The sequence below is a fragment of the Bacillus massiliglaciei genome (genome assembly GCF_900098925.1).
Taxonomy (GTDB): Bacteria; Bacillota; Bacilli; order Bacillales; family DSM-1321; genus Peribacillus; species Peribacillus massiliglaciei.
The window spans coordinates 103,762-125,375 of sequence record NZ_LT622359.1; the positions used below are offsets into that span (position 1 = coordinate 103,762).

19 protein-coding genes and 2 pseudogenes are annotated in these 21,614 nt (G+C 39.0%); 13 read left to right on the forward strand and 8 right to left on the reverse strand.

Features of this window, described 5'->3' with window-relative positions:
- Positions 1 to 204: 204 nt before the first annotated feature.
- From BQ4305_RS12455 to BQ4305_RS12485, 7 genes are all read left to right on the forward strand, one after another.
- Positions 205 to 1,074 (forward strand): AraC family transcriptional regulator, encoded by an 870-nt coding sequence (locus BQ4305_RS12455; protein ID WP_110928104.1) that lies wholly within the window; start codon positions 205 to 207, stop codon positions 1,072 to 1,074.
- A 309-nt stretch (positions 1,075 to 1,383) separates the two neighbouring features.
- Positions 1,384 to 2,016, forward strand: coding sequence for a hypothetical protein (locus BQ4305_RS12460; RefSeq protein WP_110928105.1), 633 nt, complete (start codon positions 1,384 to 1,386; stop codon positions 2,014 to 2,016).
- 464 nt (positions 2,017 to 2,480) lie between these two features.
- A complete protein-coding gene (locus BQ4305_RS12465) occupies positions 2,481 to 3,065 on the forward strand; it encodes a biotin transporter BioY (protein WP_110928106.1) in 585 nt (194 codons plus the stop codon).
- 38 nt (positions 3,066 to 3,103) lie between these two features.
- On the forward strand, positions 3,104 to 4,573 hold the full coding sequence (locus BQ4305_RS12470) for an AMP-binding protein (RefSeq protein WP_234396950.1): 1,470 nt from the start codon (positions 3,104 to 3,106) through the stop codon (positions 4,571 to 4,573).
- On the forward strand, positions 4,569 to 5,663 hold the full coding sequence (locus BQ4305_RS12475) for an acetyl-CoA C-acyltransferase (RefSeq protein WP_110928786.1): 1,095 nt from the start codon (positions 4,569 to 4,571) through the stop codon (positions 5,661 to 5,663). The genes BQ4305_RS12470 and BQ4305_RS12475 overlap by 5 nt, the downstream gene beginning before the upstream one ends.
- Positions 5,660 to 6,055, forward strand: a complete 396-nt coding sequence (locus BQ4305_RS12480; protein ID WP_110928108.1) for a MaoC family dehydratase — start codon at positions 5,660 to 5,662, stop codon at positions 6,053 to 6,055. The genes BQ4305_RS12475 and BQ4305_RS12480 overlap by 4 nt, the downstream gene beginning before the upstream one ends.
- The gene (locus tag BQ4305_RS12485; RefSeq protein WP_110928109.1) at positions 6,052 to 6,399 is read left to right on the forward strand and encodes a MaoC/PaaZ C-terminal domain-containing protein; all 348 of its coding nucleotides are present in this window, start codon (positions 6,052 to 6,054) and stop codon (positions 6,397 to 6,399) included. Before BQ4305_RS12480 ends, BQ4305_RS12485 begins: the two co-directional genes overlap by 4 nt.
- 356 nt (positions 6,400 to 6,755) lie before the next feature.
- Here BQ4305_RS12485 and BQ4305_RS12490 read toward each other — a convergent pair whose 3' ends face one another.
- Positions 6,756 to 8,018: a benzoate/H(+) symporter BenE family transporter gene (locus tag BQ4305_RS12490; protein ID WP_199880679.1), complete on the reverse strand. Its 1,263-nt coding sequence runs from the start codon at positions 8,016 to 8,018 to the stop codon at positions 6,756 to 6,758.
- A gap of 122 nt (positions 8,019 to 8,140) precedes the next feature.
- Here BQ4305_RS12490 and BQ4305_RS12495 point away from each other — a divergent pair, with 122 nt between their 5' ends.
- Positions 8,141 to 9,010: a LysR family transcriptional regulator gene (locus tag BQ4305_RS12495; protein ID WP_110928111.1), complete on the forward strand. Its 870-nt coding sequence runs from the start codon at positions 8,141 to 8,143 to the stop codon at positions 9,008 to 9,010.
- Positions 9,011 to 9,189: 179 nt separating this feature from the next.
- Here the strand turns inward: BQ4305_RS12495 and BQ4305_RS12500 are convergent.
- The 6 genes and pseudogenes from BQ4305_RS12500 to BQ4305_RS12530 all read right to left on the reverse strand — a co-directional run bounded on the left by BQ4305_RS12500 (position 9,190) and on the right by BQ4305_RS12530 (position 15,187).
- A pseudogene (locus tag BQ4305_RS12500) lies at positions 9,190 to 9,989 on the reverse strand (SDR family NAD(P)-dependent oxidoreductase).
- A 381-nt stretch (positions 9,990 to 10,370) separates the two neighbouring features.
- Entirely contained in the window at positions 10,371 to 11,492 is a 1,122-nt protein-coding gene (locus BQ4305_RS12510) for an NADH-dependent flavin oxidoreductase (RefSeq protein WP_110928114.1), read from the reverse strand.
- Between the two features lie 166 nt (positions 11,493 to 11,658).
- Positions 11,659 to 12,684: an LLM class flavin-dependent oxidoreductase gene (locus BQ4305_RS12515; protein WP_110928115.1), complete on the reverse strand. Its 1,026-nt coding sequence runs from the start codon at positions 12,682 to 12,684 to the stop codon at positions 11,659 to 11,661.
- A 155-nt stretch (positions 12,685 to 12,839) separates the two neighbouring features.
- Positions 12,840 to 13,847 carry an LLM class flavin-dependent oxidoreductase gene (locus tag BQ4305_RS12520; protein ID WP_110928116.1) on the reverse strand — a complete coding sequence of 336 codons (1,008 nt, stop codon included), beginning with the start codon at positions 13,845 to 13,847 and terminating at the stop codon, positions 12,840 to 12,842.
- Between the two features lie 30 nt (positions 13,848 to 13,877).
- Entirely contained in the window at positions 13,878 to 14,843 is a 966-nt protein-coding gene (locus BQ4305_RS12525) for a TIGR03571 family LLM class oxidoreductase (RefSeq protein WP_110928117.1), read from the reverse strand.
- Between the two features lie 20 nt (positions 14,844 to 14,863).
- The gene (locus BQ4305_RS12530; RefSeq protein WP_110928787.1) at positions 14,864 to 15,187 is read right to left on the reverse strand and encodes an ArsR/SmtB family transcription factor; all 324 of its coding nucleotides are present in this window, start codon (positions 15,185 to 15,187) and stop codon (positions 14,864 to 14,866) included.
- 372 nt (positions 15,188 to 15,559) lie between these two features.
- On the opposite strand from BQ4305_RS12530, the gene BQ4305_RS12540 reads away from it, so the two are divergent.
- Positions 15,560 to 16,540, forward strand: a complete 981-nt coding sequence (locus BQ4305_RS12540; RefSeq protein ID WP_110928119.1) for an SDR family oxidoreductase — start codon at positions 15,560 to 15,562, stop codon at positions 16,538 to 16,540.
- 273 nt (positions 16,541 to 16,813) lie between these two features.
- Here the strand turns inward: BQ4305_RS12540 and BQ4305_RS21880 are convergent.
- A pseudogene (locus BQ4305_RS21880) lies at positions 16,814 to 17,074 on the reverse strand (hypothetical protein); the annotation flags it as partial.
- A gap of 571 nt (positions 17,075 to 17,645) precedes the next feature.
- Between BQ4305_RS21880 and BQ4305_RS12545 the strand changes: the two are divergent.
- From BQ4305_RS12545 to BQ4305_RS12560, 4 genes are all read left to right on the forward strand, one after another.
- Positions 17,646 to 18,425: an SDR family NAD(P)-dependent oxidoreductase gene (locus tag BQ4305_RS12545; RefSeq protein ID WP_110928120.1), complete on the forward strand. Its 780-nt coding sequence runs from the start codon at positions 17,646 to 17,648 to the stop codon at positions 18,423 to 18,425.
- A gap of 1,135 nt (positions 18,426 to 19,560) precedes the next feature.
- Positions 19,561 to 19,875, forward strand: coding sequence for a thioredoxin (gene trxA, locus BQ4305_RS12550; protein WP_110928121.1), 315 nt, complete (start codon positions 19,561 to 19,563; stop codon positions 19,873 to 19,875).
- A 329-nt stretch (positions 19,876 to 20,204) separates the two neighbouring features.
- A complete protein-coding gene (locus tag BQ4305_RS12555; protein WP_110928122.1) occupies positions 20,205 to 20,717 on the forward strand; it encodes a type 1 glutamine amidotransferase domain-containing protein in 513 nt (170 codons plus the stop codon).
- Positions 20,718 to 20,816: 99 nt separating this feature from the next.
- The gene (locus BQ4305_RS12560) at positions 20,817 to 21,533 is read left to right on the forward strand and encodes an SDR family oxidoreductase (protein ID WP_110928123.1); all 717 of its coding nucleotides are present in this window, start codon (positions 20,817 to 20,819) and stop codon (positions 21,531 to 21,533) included.
- Positions 21,534 to 21,614 lie beyond the last annotated feature (81 nt).

Here is a 21,614-nt window from a genome sequence, read left to right on the forward strand (position 1 = left end):
GAGGGATCCCGCTCAGACAAGTGGATAGAAACTGCCAGATGGCTTTCGTAGCGTATTTTTTAGAACTATGATGAAAGTAAGATTACGAAGAACCGTATCATTAGGAAGTGCGGGCTTTTCTTAATCCGATAAAATCCGTATAGAAAATATCGAGTGAAAAATCAATGGTTACACTATGATGTAACTGTAAAGGAGGGGAATGAAATGTTACAAGAATTCAATCAATTAATGGACTACATCGAGAAAAATTTAACGAGAGAGATCTCCGGAAAAGAAATATCAAAAATAGTCGGGCTGTCTGATTATCATTTTAAAAGAATGTTTTCGTATATGGCAGGAATGTCATTGAACGAGTATATCAAAAACAGAAGATTATCAGCAGCGAATGTTGAATTAATAAACGGTGCGAAGGTTACCGATCTTGCCTATAAGTATGGCTATCAATCAATCGAAGGGTTTTCAAGAGCCTTTCGCGAATGGTGTGGCTTTTTACCTTCAGAAGTAATGAAGAATAAAATTCAAAAATCATTTCCCAAATTTTCATTCTTTATAGATATAAGAGGAGGATTTTCGATGGAATTCAAAATTGAAAAGAAAGAGAAGTTTAATATAGTCGGTGTATCGAAAAGGGTGCCCATACAATTTGAAGGTGCCAATCATGCAATTTTAGAACTAGCTCAGTCCATTACCGAACAGCAAAGAAACGAGATGCATCAATTAGCCGATGTATACCCCCATCAAGTCTTGAACGTATCTTATAATTTTGATGATGGTTACTTGGAAGAAAAAGGTCACTTAACGCATATGATTGGCTTTGCAACAACAAAAGAAAATCCATTTGCTGATTTAGAACAACTTTCTATCGAGGAAAGTCTGTGGGCAATTTTCCCTAACCAAGGACCATTCCCTGCTACTCTTCAAGAAACGACTGCGAAAACTTATTCAGAATGGCTGCCATCATCGGGTTATGAAATCGCCGACCTGCCTGGAATTTCTTTTACCAAGCATGATGGTACTTATGAAAATGTATATAGCGAAGTTTGGATGCCAATAAAGAAAAAAAGTAAGTACTGAAGGTATAAGTTGTGGCTGAACTGGCATCCAGATTAAAATGGTATAAAACCTCAAATAGAGAGGCCGCGGAGAACTCAATAGTTTCAGCCAAACGCCTCTCTTTATTGACAAATGTAAGATTTTTACTAGACTGAAAAATAGTAGTATCCTCAAATTCTTCTGTGCTTTTCTTTTAGATTTGCTGCTCCGCTTCTATTTTCTGCAATCTAAGCCACTCGCATGAACATCATTTATTTTAAAAATCTGTCCGCAGTTCAAATAATTAACTAGGAGGAAATATATGGGATTTGAAGAAGATATCAGGCCTTTTTGAATGCTCACTTGCAGGCAAGAACCGGTGAACGGCTGCGGCGCTTGCAAGAAGGTCACAACCAGGCTGAAATGTTGTTTTTGAAGCAAGTGTGGTGGCCAACATTTTACCACTTCAAGTATCTTCACCCAGAATATGAAGTCGATGATTTCAAGGATGGCAAAAGGTATTTGGATTTTGCCTATATTCGTCCTGGTGTCCGGATATGTTTTGAGGTCGACGGGTATGGGCCTCACCTAAAGAACATGAGCAGATGGCAATTTTCCGACAGCCTGGAACGTCAAAATCAGTTAGTGATTGACGGATGGACCGTGCTCCGCTTTTCTTATGATCAAGTGAAAGAGAAGCCTCGTCAATGCCAACAGATTGTTCAGCAAGTGATTGGCCAACGGCTGGGTGATGAACTTGACCAGACATCTTTGTCTATTGTCGAAAAGGAAATCCTTCGGCTAGCGGTTCGAAAAGGAGAATCCATATCTCCTAAAGAAGTGGAGAGGTATTTGAAGTTAAGTGACAAGACGGTAAAAAAGGTGCTTTCTCAACTCGTCGATAAAAAGATGCTGATTCCCGCATCTGGGATCAAGAGGGTCCGCTCTTATCGATTGGGAGATCAGGTTAAACGCCCAATCTGATAAATAGACGGAAAAATTTCGCTTAATATGAAAATATCATAAGAAAACGCTTAAATAGACGGAGAGATTCCGCCTATCAATCCAAAAAATGGAAAAATGTGGGGGTTTTCGCTACTTAATCGGAAAACTTCCGCTTATTTGCCTCAAAATGAGCTCGATTTTTCATATAACGGAAAAAATTCCCCTTATTTATAACCGAAATGATCCCCATTCTTCATATAATCGGAAAACCTCCGCTTATTTTTCTTTCATTATTTCCTTAATTCGTTTAAAAAATTCTTATTTAGATGCGTTACAGAAACAGCACCATTCCATTATGTATGGAAGGTGCTGTTTTGCTTGCCTACCAAACTAACTAACTTAATAAATGTTAACTATTTTAATATAAGGTTGACATATATCATTCGATTGAATATTATCATAATTGAATTAATTATATATTTATTTTGAGGAGAATACGTAAAATGAAAATTAAAGAAATTACTTTTGTTGCGGTGTTTGCTGCTGTCATGGGTGCTCTAGGTATCGTTCCGCCTATTACTCTTTCGTTTACACCCGTACCTATTACATTGCAAACACTAGGTGTCCTTATTGCAGGGGGAGTATTAGGGGCAAGATTAGGAGCAATGAGCCAAACTGTCTTTTTACTGCTAGTTGCTGTTGGAGTACCTCTTCTATCGGGAGGCCGAGGCGGATTAAATGTATTTGTTGGACCGAGTGTTGGTTATTTAATTTCTTGGCCAATTACAGCATTCGTTATTGGATATCTCTTATCACGTATAGCAAATTTAAAACTACACCATGTTTTATTTATTAATCTGACAGTTGGAATCCTGCTTATCTATTTAATTGGTATCCCTGTTCAAGCATTAATCATGCACATATCAGTATTAAATGCTGTAAAAGTTAGTTTAGTTTATCTTCCTGGGGATGTGTTAAAAGCTGTACTAGCTTCGATTTTAGTTTACAGACTAAGAAAGCACCCAGTTTTTTCAAGATCACTGGCAGCGAGCTACTCTAATAACGCAACTAAAATATGTAAATCCTAAAGATACACCTTGATGTGTCTTTTTCTATAGAGGTGATAATGATGGGCAATATAACTAAATCATATGAAACTTCTGCTAAAATTTTCTCAAACAAAATAGCCATTCATACTAATCATCAACAAATCAATTATCAAAAATGGAGTGAATTAGTCAATCAAACGGCAAATTGGCTGCACTCACTGCATTCAGAAAATAAAACAATAGGAATCCTTCTGCCTAATGGAATCCCTTTCCTGCAACTCTTTGCAGGTGCATCCAAGGCTGGCTGGATTGCGGTTCCGTATGATTTGAAATGGAAAACAATTGAATTAGAAAAGAGAGTAATACTTTCCAATCCTTCGATCATTGTCACAACAAGAGAGATTTACTATCAGATTAAACATATTATTCCAAATGTAATGAGTTTGGATGACAGTTTACGGGAAATCTTCCGGTTTGAAGCAAACATAATTAGGCATACACAAGAAAATTTGCCTTTTTATATTGGCTTCACTTCTGGCACAACCGGAGATCCTAAAGCATTTGTCCGTTCTCAGGATTCATGGCTGGCGAGCTTTGATTGTAACCGTTTTGACTTCGAAATAAATGAATCGGATCATGTATTAATTCCTGGAGCCTTAGTGCATTCTCACTTTCTTTATGGAGCTATCAGCACTTTGTATTTAGGAGGAACCGTCTATTTATTAGACAAATTTTCTCCTATTGAAGGGCATTCATGGATACAATCCTATCCCATTACAACGATGTATGTTGTTCCAACAATGGCAGAGGCATTTCTGAAACAAGGAATTCAAATCAATAAGTCTATAAAAATCCTTTCATCGGGTGCAAAATGGCCTGAAAGGTTAAAATTAGAAATCTGTCATATTTTTCCTAATATAACCATGTATGAGTTTTATGGAGCCAGTGAATTGAGTTTTGTTACTGTACTTTCTAATCGAGATGGTATGAAAAAGGCAGCAACCGTTGGGAAGCCATGTTACGGCGTAGCGGTACAAATACGGCAGCAAGATCAGGTCTTAGCAAAGCCCAATGAGATTGGAAGGATCTATGTAAGAAGCGGGCTGATAATAAATGGATACATTGATCACAATGGAAGGACCGTTCATTCAATTCAGGATGAAGAGGGATGGGCTACAGTCGATGATATGGGCTATTTTGATGAAGATGGCTATTTATATATTATAGGCCGTGAGCAAAATATGATTTTATATGGAGGAATCAATATTTTTCCTGAAGAAATAGAGAAAGTGATTTCCTTGCATCCGGATGTTGAGGAAGTTGCTGTAATTGGTCTGCCAGATTTGTATTGGGGTCAGGTTGTGGCTGCGGCAGTGAAAGGAAAGGGACGCCCATTAGAGTTAAAAAGACTTTGTAAAAAGTATTTGTCTTCTTATAAAATTCCTCGCAAATGGTTTTTTCTATCTGAAATGCCATATACAACGAGCGGAAAGATTGCTCGTGCTGAGCTAATAAAACAAATGGAAAGCAAGGTGACCAGTGATTAAAAGAGCAGTAATTGTCCATGCGAAACGTACACCAATTGGAAAAGTGAGTGGGATTTTATCGGGAATTCAGCCACATGAGCTTGCGGTACCGCTTCTCCAGTATTTAGTGAATGGACTAGAAGAAAAGATTGATGACATCATTTTGGGGAATGTTGTTGGGCCAGGTGGAAACATAGCCCGGTTTGCTGCATTAGAAGCAGGATTACCTCATTCTGTAACGGGACTTACAATTGACCGTCAATGCAGTGCAGGATTAGAAGCGATTCGAATGGCATGTTACTATATCCAAGCTGGAGCTGGCCGTTGTTACATTGCTGGTGGTGTAGAAAGCACGAGTACCTCTCCCTTTCCATCAAGAGCAAGATTTTCTCCTGAAAAAATTGGCGACCCTGATATGGGCGTTGCTGCAGAATATGTGGCGGAAAAATATTCCATTTCGAAAGAAATGCAGGATGAATATGCACTATTAAGTTACAAGCGTAGCTGGGAGGCGTATGAAAAAGGGTATTTTACTCAGGAGATCATTCCGATTGGGGATTACCATCTGGATGAAGAACTATTTAAAAAAAGAAAGCTTGAGGTACTATTAAAAAGGGCGAAGCCCATATTTAAAAAGAACGGTACGGTTACAGCAGCGAACAGCTGCGGTATTCATGACGGGGCTTCAGCTGTTCTTGTTATGGAAGAAAGTATAGCATTAAATAATGGCTTCCGGCCTATCCTGCGATTTTTGGATAGTGAAATCTCAGGTGTACATCCAAATTATCCCGGAGCATCCCCTATTCCTGCTATTCAAGCCATATTAAACAGAAACCGGTTAACCATTGCGGATATTAACTTAATCGAAATAAATGAAGCTTTCTCTTCGAAGATAGTTGCCTGTATGAAAGAACTTTCTATTCCATGTGACCAAATAAATGTTTGCGGGGGAGCTTTATCGTTAGGACATCCTTATGGAGCTTCGGGAAGTATCTTGGTCACAAGGCTTTTCTACGAAGTACAAAGACGAGAGAATGTCAAATATGTACTAGCGGCAATAGGCAGCGGTGGAGGAATCGGATCAGCAGTCCTATTCGAGGTGGCAATATGAAAACGAAGGAGTATGAAATTATTTTTACTCAAGAAGATGTACTGCAATTTATCCAATTGATTGGTGATCAAAATTCCATCTATCTGAGTGCTGAGGGGGCAAAAGACTATGGTTTCGAAACAATTCCTCTTCCTCCGACCATGCCAATGATGGCTTATAAATGGTTTGAAACTCCATGGGAGCTTCAACAGCCCAGCATTCATCGAAAACAGAAATGTACCCTACATCAAATAATGTATATAAATGAGATCTATAGAGCGGTAGTTGAAGTCACAAATTCATTTCAACGTCAAAAGCTTACTTTTATTAAACAAACTCTCTATTTATATAATAATGATGGACAACTTTGTTTTGAGGGAGTGTCGGATTTGATTTTGGGAGGTTTGAGATGAAAAAGCTTGCCTTTAAAATTACCGAAGAAGAGGTTGAACAGTATGCGGTGGTTTTAGGTGATAACAATCCCATACATTTAGATATAGAAACGGCAAAACAACAAGGATTTTCTAATAAAATTGTCCATGGTATGTTAACAGCAGCAAAAGTGTTAATGATGGTTTCGAACGAAATTCTCACTCCTCAAGAGCGGGTGTGTCAGCATGAATTTACATTTACCTCACCCGTTTATTTGGAAGTTCAAATAACTCTGACTATCAAACAAATGGAGCATAAAATCAGAGTAGAAGGAAAATGCGGGGAAAAAGTAGTCATAAAAGGATGGTTGGCAGTATCCAGATGAAATCCTCGATGATCATAAAAAACAAATGAAAAGTCGCCGAACATATAGCATCACACGAATTTTTTCATAATGGGAAAATAAAAGTTACATAGCCTTGTTCTTAATAAGATGGATCTCATTTTGATGCATTACGGTAAAACCGTATCATATGTAAATGAGGTTTTTTTCTATACAAAGAAGTATCTGTGACATAACTAAAATGCTCATCACTAAATACGCAGGGTCGAAAAAATCCGAACGATTCACCATTCTTTTTCTCGAATGATGAATCCAAGTTCGGATTTTTCTTTGGCTAGAATCCTTTTGTCTCAGCCTCTTTGTACATGAGAGGTAGTCCGAGGTCTGAAGAAACGGTGTTAGGAAATTTTGTCCTTGCTAAAAGCTTCACTCAAGTTAGTTTCATTGTTTTGGTCACTTGATTCGGCTTTATAAAAATCTTGTTTATCCAAGAACATGGTGGCCAAGGTACCCCCAATCAGACCCCAGAATGCCGCTCCGATATGAAGAATAGAAATCCCAGAGATTGTGATTATAAAGGAAAAGAGAGCGCCTGATTTGAATGGACCAGAGAAACTCATTTTCAAAGAGTCAACCAGTACACTAATCATGGCGATGCCACCTAGTAATTGAATTAATGAGGCAGGAATGACATGTGGAATTTGCGAAGCCATTGGAGAGAATAGAGCTAATAGACAGGATAATCCTCCTAATACAATAGCAGCGACATACCTATGTTCAAGTTTTCCTGATTCTTTATTAACAAGTAAGCCTGTCATGGGACCTGCAATACAGGCAGGGTGGCCTCCAAAAAAAGCATTTATAATGGTACCGATTCCGCTCCAATTGGTCATGGCATTGATCGGCGGACGATAGCCATGGGACTCTAACATAGCAATCCCTTGGGCATTTTGAATAGCAATAACCGTTAAGAGTAATGGAATAACAAGTTCCCCTACAACGGAAAAACTAAATGATGGGATGATAAAATGGGGAATGCCCATTGTGATATGGAGAGACTGTACAGATACGTTCGGCAAAAATTTAAGACAAAGAATGGCTGCAATGATCGCCCCCAATATAGGAGGAAACTTTTTTGAAAATCGTAAGAAAAAAGAAAGAGCAAGAAAAACAAGTAACGGGATTCCGTTGAGTAAAGGATTTTTTACAACCGAGCCGATCATTTCAGTTCCGAAAGGGAGTAAGACGCCTGACACCATCCCCATCATAACTGGCATAGGCAAAACCTTCATCAATTTTGTAACAACGCCAGATAATCCTAAAAGAAAAATAAGGATCCCAGTTATAATATAGGCACCAACCACTTGGTTGAAAGAAAAATGGGTTAAGCTTGAGCCTACAAGAATGGCTCCAGGTATTGAAAAGGCATAGCCTATGGGTTGCCCATAATATAAGGAGACGATGAGCGTTAGGAGTCCCCCCATTCCATATATGGCGAAAATCCATGAGCTGGTTGTGCTATCAGACAAATGACCTTTTGCAGCAGCTTGTAAAACAATTAATAATGGTCCAGCTGAACCAAAAAGCCAGGCCACAAATCCATTCGATATATTCCCAACCGATAAAAGCTTGGGAAATTGTATGATATTTTTTTTGAACAACAAAGTCACCCTCCTTCAACTTATGAATTAAACTACATCATAGTGTATACTTAATTTAACAATACTTAAAATATCTGTTTTATCTTTTTACTATACAATTTAGGTATGATGGAGGTTTCATCTTGGATATTCGACAGTTAAAATACTTTGTCACTATAGCAGAAGAAGGTAAGATCACGACAGCTGCAAAGAAATTAAATATTGCTCAACCTCCTTTGAGCAGACAACTCAAACAAATGGAAGAAGAGCTAGGCGTCATTTTATTTGATCGAGATAACAAAAGTCTCAATTTAACCTTGGAGGGGGAAAGATTACATCTTCGAGCAAAAGAACTTTTAAATAAACTTGATGAAACAATGGTTGAAATTCAAGAATTGAGGAAAGACGCCAGCGGGATTTTATCTGTGGGATCCAATCTTTATTGTGCATCTCTAATTCTTTCTAAGGTGGTTGATATTCGTGAGAAAAATCCTGGTCTTACTTTCAAAGTATGGGAAGGTGAAACGATTCATCTCATAAAAATGTTATCTAAACGTCAGATTGAGATTGCGATAACAAATAGTCCAATAACAGAAAAAAGTATCTCTCAAATGCCATTGGAAAGTGACCCATATGTGCTTGTTTTGCCTGAAAAATGGACATGGAGTGGATCAGAACAATGCAGGTTAGAGGAAATCATCGATTTGCCATTGATTCTTCTGCGGCCAAACTATGGTTTAGGTGCGTATGGACAAATTGTCAATGAATTTCAACGGTTAGATTTAGAACCAAATATCCTGTGCGAATGTCAGGATTTAATTATGTTACTTGGTCTCGTTTCATCTGGGTTTGGTGCAACGATCTTACCTCTCTCATTATTATCCCTCCATTCGTTGGGAGGATTTAGAGTCATTCAGCTAAAGGATCAGACCTTAATATCTGAACCCAAAGTAATTTGGAGGAAGAATAGTTACTTATCAAAAGCAGCAAAAGAATTTTTAAATCTTTTTTAGACGCCAAAATGATTTACTCAAGGTAATGAAAAATCCGAACTATGATTCAAATTTCTTTAAGTTAGAAATCGAATCAGTTCGGATTTTCTGTTTAAGAGCTATAATATTCTATAATCATTAGCCTTTTGAGTTGACCTTTTTAGTTATGTCCCAGCCACTTTCTTAAAAATTAGCTTAATTTATATACTTGCAACCGAACCGCCATCTACCCGGAGGTTTACACCATTAATAAAGGAAGCCTGTTCAGAAGCAAGATAAACCACAGCAGACGCTGCTTCATCAACTGTTCCAGGCCGTTTTACTTCGACATGTGGACGGTTTTCCTTTAAAAATTGTTGAGTAGCTTCTTCATAGTTTATATTCAGCTGCTTCGCATTATCCTTTAAAAGATTTTCCAGCATTGGTGTCATGATAAATGCTGGTGATACAGTGTTCACGAGAATTCCCTTTGAGGCATATGTCTTTGATAAGCTCTTTGAAAAATTGATAATTGCTGCCTTTGAAGCATTATAATGAGGCATAAACGAATCAGGCTGAAGTCCTGATTCCGATGAAATATTAATGATTCGTCCAAATTCGGCTTTTTTCATAAAAGGGATAACTGCTTTAGTTACGCGGACAGTCCCAAATACATTCACATCAAATATATGCTGCCAGGCCTCCATATCCAATGTTTCAAAATCATCAAATCCACTGGCTATTCCTGCATTATTTACTAGTATATCGATTGATTTGAAGCGGTCGATTGCAGAGGAGACCAGATGTTCCACATCAGCTTGTTTCGTTAAATCAGCCTGAACGGCAAGCACATTGCCTCCGAGCTTTTCAATTTCCGCTGCTGCTTCTTGTAATGCTTCTTCACCACGGCCACAAATTACACATTGGTGCCTTCCTTGGCAAACGCGGCGGCAATTGCTTTTCCAATACCTTTACTGCCGCCTGTCACGAGTGCCGTTTTATCTTTTATTCCCAGTTTCACTTTAGATCCAATCCTTTCTATGGGAGTCTATTGTTGATTATCTTATTAATAATAATTACTAGTTATAAACAAATAATCAAATATTCTGCTCTCATACTCCATAAAGGAGAGGTGGGACAAAAGTATTTTCGCTGAAGAAAAATCCGAACTACAATTCAACTTTGTACAATTAGAATGTTGAAGTAGTTCGGATTTTTTCTAGTATAGAACATTTCTTACCTAAAATATTCGTTTTAAGTGTTGGACATTTTAGTTATGTCCGTCTTATTTAGTATAAGGTATATTCTTATACTTGCTGAGCAAGGACAATTAATATAACGATTCCCATTTTTATGTTGAACAATTCAAGGAAGCAGAGATGGAATGAGATAAATGAACTCCTTATACAATAGGAAGCCAGCCAGGGATGGCAGTATAGTACTCCCACATTTTATCAGAAATAGCCAGTTCTTGTTGATCTTTTTTAGATAATGTTGTACGGATTTTGTCTTCTTCGCCGGCTTGTACTTTTTGTACCCACTGAGGTTCCATTATCAATTCCCTCCCTAAAGCGATTAGAGGTACACCTGTTTCAAATGCTTCCATCACTTCATCGGGTGTCCGCAGCATTCCAACACCCATCACAGGAACACGATCGCCGACACGTTCGTGAATCATAACAACACGGGATGTTTGATCGTTATTATCACGGATCGATCCCTTCCAATAGCCGCCGACAGAAATATGGAGATAATCCAGGTCCTGGTCTGCTAACTTGTCCGCTAATTGCAACGTGTCTTCCATGGTGATGCCAGGATTCTCTCTTTCTTCAGGCGATAACCGATAGCCGATGATAAAAGGTTTTGTTGCATGTTCTGAAACTGCTTTTTTAACCGCGTCAACTACAGCAAGAGGGAAGGACATACGTTTTTCCAGAGTTCCACCCCACTTGTCAGTTCTGCGATTTGAGTGTGGAGAAAAGAATTGCTGAATCAAATACGTATTGGCACCATGGATTTCAACTCCATCATACCCAGCTTCGATTGCTCTTCTGGTTGCTTCACCAAATGCTTTAATAATTTCATCGATTTCGTCTGCAGTCATTTCCCGAGGTACCACGGCATCGTCCCGTTCCGCTGCTACCGCACTCGGAGCAATTGGTTGACGATCTAGCAATTCTTCAGGCGGGCACATTCTGCCACCGTGAAAAATTTGTAAAATCGCCTTTGATCCTTTTTCCTGTATAGCTGTCGCCACACGTCTTAAACTAGGGATTAGGGAATCGGAATATGCACCAAATTCACCCGGGAATCCTTTTCCATTCCTGGTAACGTATGTGCATGCGGTGATTACTGCTCCTACACCACCGGCACGTTCTTGATAATACGCAACTTCTTCGTCTGATACTTCACCATTTTCATGTGCCGCCGTATTGGTCATAGGTGCCATTGTAATACGGTTCTTTATTTCAACTCCAGAACGGAAGGTAAATGGTTTAAAAGCAGCTTCATATTTTGGATTCATCTTATTTTCTCCTTTTGTTTATATCGGGTTTGTTAAAGGTTTTTGCCATTTAGAAAATCGATAAGATAGACTACACAATTTTTTTGACAGGCACTTTTTTATATTCTATACAAAAAATTCACTGTGAAACATTAAAAGCTTGCCGTAGGGATCGCGCAGTTTTGACCTATTTTAGCTGAGTAATTTCTGCCAATATTTCATAGGAATGAAGGCGGGCCTTATGATCGTAAACCTGGGCGATTGCCATGATTTCATCGGCTTGACTTTCATCCAAAAACTTTTCCAGCTTTTCTTTTACGGTTTGAGGACTGCCGACAATCGAAGTTCCTAATTGATTCTCTAGTGCAGCTAATTCATAATCGCTCGCTATATCATTAATATTATCCACTGGCGGCTGCAATGGAACTTCCTTCCCGCGCATCAAATTCAAGAACTGCTGCCGCAATGTTGTAGCGAGCAGCTCAGCTTCTTGATCTGTGTCGGCCGCAATAATGTTTAGCCCTACCATTGCATGCGGCTTGTCCAGTACTTTAGAAGGCTTAAACGAACGGCGATACAGCTGTATCGCCGGCAGTGTGTTATGCGGCGAGAAATGGCTCGCAAATGCAAACGGCAGTCCAAGCTCTCCTGCAAGCTGGGCACTGTATCCGCTTGAACCTAACAGCCAAATAGGTATGTTTAACCCCTCACCCGGAATTGCTTTAACATGACTATATCCTTGTGCCAGGGAAGGGTCAAAGTAATTCCGGAGCTCAGCCAGCTGCTCAGGGAAATCTTCTCCTGAACTTCTCAAGTCACGTCTTAATGCACGTGCGGTAAGCTGATCAGTGCCTGGTGCACGGCCCAAGCCAAGATCAATACGTCCCGGATATAATGATTCCAGAGTGCCAAATTGTTCAGCAATAACAAGAGGTGCATGATTCGGCAGCATAATGCCGCCTGAACCTACCCGGATTTTTGATGTACCTGCTGCAACATGAGAAATGACTACCGATGTTGCAGAGCTGGCGATAAATGGCATATTATGATGCTCAGCGAGCCAATATCGGTTATACCCCAGCTTTTCAGCGAGCCGGGCCAGCTCCAAAGTATTGCGAAAAGAATCTGCCGGCGTACTTCCATCTGCAATCGGAGAGAGATCCAGGACCGAGAATGGAATATCCGTAATTTGTTTTGTATCATTTTCAGGCATATGCTCATCTTCTTTCTTTAAAAATTTCGTTTCAATCCTATAAAAGAATTTACAGGTTGTTTTCTTTGTCTTTTTTTACTGCTTCAATCTAAGTCACATTAATATAACTGTTTAACATCTGCAGAAATTACATCCTTTATTAGACTAGACACTGTTTAATATACGGCCGCCTGAGCCAAAATTTCATAAGAGCGCAGCCGTGCCGTATGATCAAAAATCTCTGTATGAGCCATAATTTCATCAGCGTCAGTCTTTTCTATTAACTCATGGAGCTGCTGCTTCACATCTGCAGGGTCCCCGATGATGGAAGTGAAAAGCTGTTCTTCAACTGCCCTGCGTTCATTATCGTTCCAAAGCTCGTCCATATTATCAACAGGAGGCAAAATGGGCGAAGGCTGTCCGCGGGTTAACAAAAGAAATTTTTGATACATCGAAGTGGCAAGCCTTTGTGCCTCCTGTTTCTCATCAGCAGCCACCACTTGAACGGCTAACAGTACATAAGGCTCCTCCAAAAATTGAGACGGACGAAAATAATTCCGGTACAGTTTTATGGCCTCCATCATGTTACCTGGAGCAAAATGTCCTGCGAAAGAGAATGGTAACCCAAGTATTCCAGCCAATTGTGCACTATAAAACCCTGAACCTAACAACCAAATTGGCACATTTGTTTTTTCTCCGGGAATGGCGTGAACCCTAAATGAACCATTCTTAGCGGCTGTTCCTGTGCCATAAAGATATGCGATAAGCTCCTGAAGCCGGGCATCAAATTCAGGTTCACCAGCAACCCGCTGCCGCAATACATTTGCTGTATGTTGGTCGGTGCCAGGTGCCCGCCCCAATCCAAGGTCGATCCGGCCAGGGAAAAAGGTTTCCAATGTTCCAAATTGCTCAGCCACGGAAAGAGGAGAATAATGGGAAAGTAGCATTGCCCCTGAGCCAATACGCATTTTTTCCGTGACAGAGGCTACTCGTCCAATTACGATCGGGGATGCTGAACTCGCCATGCCCGCCCAATTATGATGTTCAGCAAGCCAAAACCGTTTATATTCCCATTGCTCTGTTTTCTTTGCTAGATCAAGCGTATTTTGAAGGGAAAGTTCGGCAGATCCTCCCTCGACAATTGGGGAGGGATCCAGTACTGAAAGTTCTATTTTCTTTGGCATAATTCTTCCTCCTTTTATCCAATTTAATTTTTAAAGCAACCCTGTATCTTTATGGGTTGGAAAGTAGGGTAAAACAAATTCTCCAAGTTCCTGGATAACTTCCTCTGGCGGGCGCTTGGAAAAATACAGAACAAACGCCAAATGGTTGACACCAATTGCTTGAAATTGATGAAGTAGATCAACTAAACGGTTTCTTCCCACGGAAAAGCCTAATGGTATGGGGACAGGCATTTCATCGGGGTTTTCCAATAAATTGATGAACAAGCTTTGAGAAAAGGGTTTAAAATCTCCTGGAGCATAAACTTCAGTTAAAGCACGATAATCCTGGATAAGCTGCGCCTGTTGAATAATGCTTCTGGGGTATTGAAGCCACCCATCCCCATTCCTGGCTATCCAATCGATAGACTGATTGCTAAATCCAGTCACCATGGTCGGAATCGAAGATACAGGCTTTGGGATTAACCTCATATCTGTACCATCGATCAGCCCGGCGTGGCTGTGGATTGTCGGCTGATCCTCTTTTAACAGCCGGTCGAGAATTTCGAAATTTTCTTTAAATAACGGACCGCTTTCTTGCTTAGATATCCCTAAAGCTGTAAAGTCTTTTTCTCTGTCCCCTGATGCCACTCCCATAATCAATCGACCTGGAAACAATTGATCGATTGATGCAGCTTCCTTGGCTACCCTGACGGGGTGACGCAAAGGGAGAACTACACTTCCTGTCACTAACGCAATATGCTTCGTATAGGCAGCAAGATACGTCAAATAAATCCATAAATCGTACTTTTGGCCGTTATCCTCAATATTCAAATTCTGCATCGTAATATCACGGAGCCATAATGAAGCAAAGCCATATTCCTCAATCTTACGAGCAAGCTCCAGCTGATTCTCCATAATTGGATTTTTAGACATCCTGGCAGTCGGGAGGGTGAATCCGAGTGTCATTTTGTCTTTCTGATACATGCTGTTATAGGCGTGATGATTTTGCAAACCCACTCTTGGTCCTCCTTAAAAGGTTATATTTTAAAGCCTATATACTTTTCAAACTGTTTAATGGTTTCCTCATTGCGTCGATAATAAGTCCATTGTCCGATTCGTTTCATTTCCACCAGTCCGCTTTGCAATAGGATAGACAAATACTGAGAGGTTGTTGGCTGTGATAGTCCTACTTTGCTGCGAATATCACTAACACAAACCCCGCCAGCAAAGTCTTTTTCTTTGATGACATGGGCCCGCGGGGGAAAATTATTATCAGGTTCTTTTAACATTTGCAGAATGTTTACTCTTATTTGATTTGACAGAGCCTTGAAAATTTCAACTGCCTGTTCGTCATTCATCATATTTGATTTCCGATTCAACGCTGCCCGCCCCTTTCTGATCTTCATTAATCTAAGAAAATAATATTGATAATTTGGGATATCTCTATATTATGTTCCGTTATACACCAAAATCAAATTATATGCTTGAGACAGGGCTAGGAAACGGCTTTCAAGGCACTACACAAATTAGCTTAGAGAACAGGTGGCGGAGAGATGAGAATTATTTTGCCCATCTTTTTAAAATCAATTCAATAAAGAAAAAAGGTGTCTCTTTTGAGGAAGAATACGCTTCTGTGTTGAAAGCAAACAACTATTTTCACACTTTTTTTACTTTATTTGTAGTGAACAACATATACATTCTATAGAAGAAAATTATGACTATAGGAGGTTTCCATGGATCAAAAGGATCAAAGCCATCAATTAGACCAAATAAAGCAAATGCAACAAATGTTTAAAGCAAACATGAAAACTCAGCCTTATCCCATGTACCCTAACTATGGGAAAATTACACGTTACGAAGAAATTCCGATAAGTTTACCTGAACAGCGCCAGCTGCGCCATCCCGGAGTGGAAAAATTAATGGTACCCCTTCCAATTATCGAAAACCCGAACTATAAAGGGAGTGAAAAGTTAACAGGAAAAGTAGCACTTATTACAGGGGGTGACAGCGGTATTGGTGCAGCAGTAGCAATTGCGTTTGCTAAAGAAGGCGCAGATATTGCTATTTCATACTTAGATGAACATGAGGATGCAAATAGAACAAAAACGAGGATTGAACAACTCGGTCAACGTTGTTTTCTAATGCCTGGTGACTTGCGAGACAAACAACAGTGTATCTCCATTGTAGAACAAACAGTAAATACGTTTGGACGTCTTGATATTCTTTGTAACCACGTTGGTATCCAATTCCAACAGCTAAGTCTGCTTGACATTACAGATGAGCAATTTGATGACACCTTCAAAGTTAATATATACTCTCATTTTTACACAACAAGAGCAGCGCTTCCTCATTTAAAACCAGGCAGCTCCATCATTGGCACTTCTTCAGTAGTGACGTATGTAGGTGAGCAGCAAATGATTGATTATACGGCCACAAAAGGCGCAATAGTTGGTTGGACACGTGCCTTGGCTAAAAATGTCGTGAAACAAGGGATCCGAGTCAATGCCGTCGCCCCCGGCCGAATTTGGACCCCGCTTATTTCAGCAAGTTTCTCGTCAGACCAAGTCGCTGTATATGGGGCATTCAATCCAATGGAACGAGTTGCCCATCCTTTTGAACTCGCACCAACCTTTGTCTATCTTGCTTCTGATGATTCTCGTTTTGTTACTGGTCAAGTTCTTCATGTTGATGGAGGAGAATCCACACATTCTTAATGGAAGGGGGCTACCATTATGAGATATGAATTTAATCCAGAAGTAAAGCTATTGCTAGTAAACTATTCAAATGAAAAAGTAAAGATGGTCTATATGGAGGATTCCTGGCCAATGTCTAAAATAGCACTTAGACCACCATACTATTGCTACCCAAGTTACGAGCTGAATTATCCAATAATCTAAATAATAACAGACAAAAAGACTACTTCTATACACAGTATGGAGGTCCATTCAACATTTCGCTTAGGGTTCGCAATTATGCTAACTTTCAATTCATCCATTTAAACTAATAAGAAAATAGGATAATGGTTTAATAACGACTTTTATACAGTCATCCTCACGATCAGTAGACATATGATAACCATGAATTGCTTATCCAAGGACCACTTTGTGTGTGGGGCAAACTCGTTATTCGTTATTTTTTCAAAAAAATTCAGGCATAAAATGTATAAATGATGCCTGTCCCATTCTCAGATTGATATTTCTAACCTAACCCAATGGAAACAAATTATAGCTGCCCCCGTATGTTCCTGATTTTGATGTGCCCAAATTTATGATGGATAAAAAGAAAGGTGTAAAGGTTAAAGCAGAATGTCCGCATTGTGGTGGCACCGTGCTTGAAGTGAGGAAAAGTCCTAAGTGAATGTTGCTCACTTGGGACGTAAGTTTAAGTCGGTTAACGATTTTGTTCTTTCTGTGTAGAAGTAAAAGATGCGGAAGGTTTAATAAATAAAATTATCCAATCCATTTATCAATAAATCAGGCTGACCCCGAGGTTATAAACACTTACAGGGTCATCTTTTTTATTTTCAGAGGAATTTTAGATATAATAAGGTTATATCCTTGAGTTTGAAAGGAATTTATTTCTATGAAAAAAAGGAGTAAATTAGAGGTTGAGATTTTCCTGATCTTTAACCATTCCAGTTTTTTTAAGATAAGGGATTATTAGGTGGGGATTTATTAGCAAAGAAAGTAAGAATGAGTTTGGAAAAACTTAGTCGCTTCCGAGTACATAAAATTTTTCACGGGGATCTTATATATAAAAATTGTACATACTATCATAATCCTTTCGGAAATGTAAATTTAACCCAAATGAGGTCGAAAAATGTCTAAAGAATTAATTGGCGTACATGCCGTTGTTACAGGAGGATCAAGTGGTTTAGGATATGCCATGGCAGAAGCACTTCTTAATGAAGGAGCAACAGTTGCAGTGGCATCCCGTCCGGGAGCAAAAACGACGGAAGCTGTAAAAAACCTTCAAGATAAGTATTCGAATGTTTTTGAACTTCCATTGGATGTCAGGTCAGAGAAATCGGTACAAGATGCAGTGAACTGGGTAAAAACAGAATGGGGTAAAATCGATGTCCTCGTGAACAATGCCGGGATAGGCATGAGGACTGTAAACCCAAAATTCCTTACAGAACCACAGCCTTTCCATCAGGTCTCTCCTGAAGGATTTCGAAATCTAATCGATACAAATGTGACCGGTTATTTCCTAACCTCCCGGGGGTTCGCTCCTCTGATGGTCGAGCAGGGAAGAGGGAAAATCATCAATATATCAATGAATTATGAAACCATGAGACGAAAAGGATTTGTCCCATACGGCCCTTCTCGTGCCGCAACCGAGTCCCTGTCATTTATCATGGCTGAAGACCTGCGTGAATTTGGAGTGACGGTAAATATGCTGCTTCCTGGCGGGGCCACCGTAACCGGAATGATACCTGATGAAGTGAGATGGGAGCTTGAAGGCAACTCTCTGCTTTTGAAGCCGGAAATCATGGCAAAACCTATCGTTTATCTTGCTTCCAAGCAATCTGAAGGATTAACAGGTGAACGCCTAGTCGCAGTCGAATTTGACAGCTGGTTAAAAAACAGAACCAAATAAAATGAGCGAAAGACTTCTTCTTTGGCGAAGAAGACTTATTATTGAAAATCTGTATTTAAAAGTTACCTAAACGGCAAGCCTATTCCCCATATCCTTATCGATTTAAAGCGTAATTGTCATTATTGATATTATCTAAAAAAATAACCATCAGAAAAGTTGTTAAATAAGTATTTTATTGCTGAGATCCAGGACTTAGTTTCTTTGTTAAACAACAGTACATTCCCAGAATTTCATGAAACTCTGGAATCGTAAAGTAGTTATAGAGGTGATGCCATTGAATAATTTAATAGCGAGCAATATACCGGCTAGTCTCTCTTGGTTTATAATGAAACATTAAAAAAAGAGAACCATTCTATGACTTGAAAGCCATTTAAGAGTGCGATAATGGTCCTCAACTTTAAATAAAAAGTGACCTTTTGTGTCGGATGCGCTTGCATGTTGATGAATCGTCAGTGAATCGCTCTCGACTATCAAGTGCGTTGCTGTCCCTCTATTTCATGCACCTTAAATCAAAAATAGGACGGGGTATTTCTTTTAAACATAAAATTTACCCATAAACTTCTATTGAGACAATGGAGACAGTTATATCTAATGATACCTTCATTTCTTTCATTTAAAATAGTTTATTTTTACCTTAGTCGTTTTCAAACCTAAGATCACTAATCCCCTCCTCAACCAGATCTTCGGAAATAGAACAACTGCAAAAATATCGTCGCAGATGAAATAGAAGGCATTAGAAAAATCAGATACTTTCGTTCATTATCATAAACAACATAAAAAAAATTTGCTTCCTTCAGGTGAAAAATGCAAAATGCGATGAGTGCTTTTCATCGGTGTATACTTTGAGAGGGAAGCGAGTTGATTTTTCTTGACTTCATAAACTGTAAATATTAAAATTACAGTAATCCTTTTGAACAGGAAGCAATTAATTTGAAAAATGGCTTTTAAAATAGTTTAATTTGTTAGGGACATTTACCAGATCATTGCTTCGTAATCTGTAAACTATTTTATTACAGTATGTTCCATGAAAATAAACTGTAATTTTTTTAGTACATTAAAATGGGGTAAGTTTGTATTTTCTTAAACATTAAAATACTTTTATTAAAATTATAGCAATGAATTGGAGGGTATAAAAATGGCTATCTCACACGTAACTGATCATACATTTAGCACTGAAATTAAAGAGGGATTAGTTTTAGTGGATTTTTGGGCACCGTGGTGTGGTCCTTGTAAAATGATTGCACCTGTATTGGAGGAAATCGATGGTGAAATGGGTGACAAAGTTAGAATTATCAAACTAAATGTAGATGAAAACGCAGGAACAGTAGGGGAATTTGGTGTTATGAGCATTCCAACGTTGATTCTTTTCAAAGATGGAGTGGCTGTAGATAAGGTTATCGGGTTCTATCCAAAAGACGCTTTGACAGAAATAATTTCAAAGCATATGTAATGCAGACTCTTTAAAACGAGGGAATCTATATCTGAGCATACAAAAGTATGGAGATATCATTCTTATTGCTAGAACTTGCACAGATCGCTGAAATTTTTGACAGCCAAGGTAAACATATGAATGTATGATGTGCTATCAACAATTTTTTTCTTTTTGAAAAGGAAAAATAGTGAGTAAAAAGCACTCTTCATTATACCGCCAGAACGTTTTAATGAAGATGAGTTATTCAGATAAAAGAATTAGTTGGATAGAGTGGGTTCGGAAGTTAATTTCGAACCCGCCGCTTCCATTAATATAAGCATTTTTGGAATTCAAGGAGGTTTTTAATTTTGGGTAAAAAAATTGCTGCACTTATCACCAATTTATTTGAGGATGTTGAATTTACAGAACCTGCAGAAGCATTCAAAGAAGCTGGTCATCAAGTGTTTACAATTGATAAACATGCAGGAAATGAAGTAACTGGTAAAAAAGGCGCAACGGTAAAAATTGATAAAGCCATAGATGAAGTTAATCCTGCAGACTTCGATGCTTTGCTTATTCCGGGCGGTTTCTCCCCTGATTTATTACGTGAAGATGACCGCTTTGGTCAATTCTCAAAAGAATTTATCCAAGAAGGCAAACCTGTTTTAGCGATTTGTCATGGACCACAAGTATTGATCGATACAGACCTATTAAAAGGCATCGACATAACTGGTTTCAAATCTATTCGTAATGATCTAAAAAATGCAGGGGCTAACTACAAAGATGAAGAAGTTGTGGTAAGCAATAATATTGTGACTAGCCGTTTTCCAGATGATATCCCGGCATTCAATCGTGAAGCGCTAAAACTATTAGCAAAATAAAATAATGAAGCGTTGATTTATATTAAATTCACTAAAAGTAGTATGTAATATTGTTTTCAGATACAACCTAAAAAGAATTTTTTAAGGAGGGTTCATACAATGTCATTAAAAGGAAAACGTGTGGTCGTAATAGGAGGTACTTCTGGTATCGGATTATCTGCAGCAAAGGCATTTCTTGATGAATCTGCTCAAGTCATTATTGCAAGTCGTTCTGATGCAAAACTATCGGAGGCAAAGAATGTACTTGGTGGTAATGTGGAAGCATACAATATTGATTTTCGCAGTGAAGAAAAGCTAGCTGATTTTTTTAAAGTGGTAGGAAATTTTGATCACCTTGTCGTTACGGCAGGTGAAGGTGCAATGGGACATTTTAGTGACTTACCTGTTGCGGATGTTAGAGAAGCGTTTGATAGCAAGTATTGGGGGCAATATTTAACCGTTCGTGCTGCTATTCCATACTTAAATGATAACAGTTCCATCACATTGACCTCTGGTGTTTATGGAATCCGTCCGCCACAGGGGGCAACTACACTTGCTTCGATCAATTCAGCAATCGATGGATTGGTTAGGGGGCTTTCCGTAGACCTGGCCCCTATACGGGTAAATGTTGTTTCACCTGGTATTGTAGACACACCACTTTACGGAGGGATGCCTGACGAGCAAAGACAAAATTTATACAGCAAAATTGCACAGCAGCTACCTGTTAATCGCGTGGCACAGCCTGAAGACATTGCTGAGGCCTACGTGTACTTAGTGAAAAATGGTTTTACAACTGGTACTGTTCTTCTTATTGATGGCGGGGCTCACTTGGTGTAAGTGAGCGTTATAATGTTATTTTTGTGGCTATACTACAACAATGTATAGCCACATTTATTTTTCAAATAATAATGTAATTTT

Bases quoted from the DNA above. Each gene is read 5' to 3' on its own strand.
- BQ4305_RS12455 (WP_110928104.1), top strand. From the start codon at position 205: ATGTTACAAGAATTCAATCAATTAATGGACTACATCGAGAAAAATTTA.
- BQ4305_RS12465 (WP_110928106.1), top strand. From the start codon at position 2,481: ATGAAAATTAAAGAAATTACTTTTGTTGCGGTGTTTGCTGCTGTCATG.
- BQ4305_RS12470 (WP_234396950.1), top strand. From the start codon at position 3,104: ATGATGGGCAATATAACTAAATCATATGAAACTTCTGCTAAAATTTTC.
- BQ4305_RS12480 (WP_110928108.1), top strand. From the start codon at position 5,660: ATGAAAACGAAGGAGTATGAAATTATTTTTACTCAAGAAGATGTACTG.
- BQ4305_RS12485 (WP_110928109.1), top strand. From the start codon at position 6,052: ATGAAAAAGCTTGCCTTTAAAATTACCGAAGAAGAGGTTGAACAGTAT.
- BQ4305_RS12510 (WP_110928114.1), bottom strand. From the start codon at position 11,492: ATGAATCCAAAATATGAAGCTGCTTTTAAACCATTTACCTTCCGTTCT.
- BQ4305_RS12515 (WP_110928115.1), bottom strand. From the start codon at position 12,684: ATGCCTGAAAATGATACAAAACAAATTACGGATATTCCATTCTCGGTC.
- BQ4305_RS12520 (WP_110928116.1), bottom strand. From the start codon at position 13,847: ATGCCAAAGAAAATAGAACTTTCAGTACTGGATCCCTCCCCAATTGTC.
- BQ4305_RS12530 (WP_110928787.1), bottom strand. From the start codon at position 15,187: ATGATGAATGACGAACAGGCAGTTGAAATTTTCAAGGCTCTGTCAAAT.
- BQ4305_RS12540 (WP_110928119.1), top strand. From the start codon at position 15,560: ATGGATCAAAAGGATCAAAGCCATCAATTAGACCAAATAAAGCAAATG.
- BQ4305_RS12545 (WP_110928120.1), top strand. From the start codon at position 17,646: ATGTCTAAAGAATTAATTGGCGTACATGCCGTTGTTACAGGAGGATCA.
- trxA (WP_110928121.1), top strand. From the start codon at position 19,561: ATGGCTATCTCACACGTAACTGATCATACATTTAGCACTGAAATTAAA.
- BQ4305_RS12560 (WP_110928123.1), top strand. From the start codon at position 20,817: ATGTCATTAAAAGGAAAACGTGTGGTCGTAATAGGAGGTACTTCTGGT.